Origin of the sequence: Photorhabdus sp. RM71S, assembly GCF_042879355.1 — a bacterium.
In the GTDB taxonomy this organism is placed as follows: domain Bacteria; phylum Pseudomonadota; class Gammaproteobacteria; order Enterobacterales; family Enterobacteriaceae; genus Photorhabdus; species Photorhabdus kayaii.
This window is the reverse complement of sequence record NZ_JBHFKV010000148.1, coordinates 1-847: the sequence shown is the minus strand read 5'-3', so window position 1 is coordinate 847 and position 847 is coordinate 1. Positions and strand designations below refer to the sequence as shown.

At 47.0% G+C, this 847-nt stretch carries 2 protein-coding genes; both read right to left on the bottom strand.

Features of this window, described 5'->3' with window-relative positions:
* Positions 1 to 161, bottom strand: a 161-nt coding sequence (locus tag ACGF5R_RS24185) for a SymE family type I addiction module toxin (RefSeq protein WP_387693162.1), incomplete at its 3' end; no start/stop codon positions are given.
* A 77-nt stretch (positions 162 to 238) separates the two neighbouring features.
* Positions 239 to 601 carry a helix-turn-helix domain-containing protein gene (locus tag ACGF5R_RS24180; RefSeq protein ID WP_046976653.1) on the bottom strand — a complete coding sequence of 121 codons (363 nt, stop codon included), beginning with the start codon at positions 599 to 601 and terminating at the stop codon, positions 239 to 241.
* Positions 602 to 847: the final 246 nt, after the last annotated feature.

Sequence of the window (847 nt, the reverse complement as noted above, 5' to 3'; positions counted from 1 at the left end):
GTATTAAACCCCGCCTGTCTCAGCCACTGCCCCTTCAGATGTATCGCCGGTGTGGCCTTGTTTACCCGGTTACCGTTCGGCACATAACCCACCGTGTAATAACGTTCTGTTTTTGCAGCTTTATTTACTGCCACTTCTGTCTTAGAATGCGCCTTAGCCATAGTCACTACTCCTATAGTTGCTGTGGTGAGCGGGTTGTCAGTGTTGGCGCACTGGCAACCCGCGTTAGCTTTATTCGTTACTCTTCTTTCTTCTTCGCTGCCTGTCTGGCTGAATCCCAACGTCGGGACTGATACTTGATAATTAAACTCTCCAGCACTTCACGAACAATACTCTGTTCATCATCAGGAAGCTGGCTGATGGCTTCAAACTGCAAGGAAAGTTCATCAACTGGCACACGTTCATGTTCATCAAATAACAAAAAGTCCGTGCTGACATTCAGCGAAGTCGCGATCTTCTTCAATACATCGAGGGAAGGCTGAGCCTGCCCTGTCTCGTACTTCTTCCAGCTATTAGCATGAATCCCAATAGCATCAGCCATCGCCTGCTGAGATAAGCTACGTTGCTTACGTAAAGCAATGAGTCGTTCAGATAAGGGCATAGATAAGCACCAGTAAACCGAGTGACTCATGATTTTACCCCCTTGATTAATATCCACTTGACGATAGTACATATATATGTGCCATAATAAAACATATTAGTGGTCTTGACAAGGTTCTAAAGGAACAAACTTATGGCACGCATCCCGGAAGCAGAATTACAGCACCTGAAAGCCGCCGTCTCCTTAGTCGCCGTGGTGGAGCAACAGGGGCGACAGCTCTTTAAACGCGGCAAAGATTACGTGCTG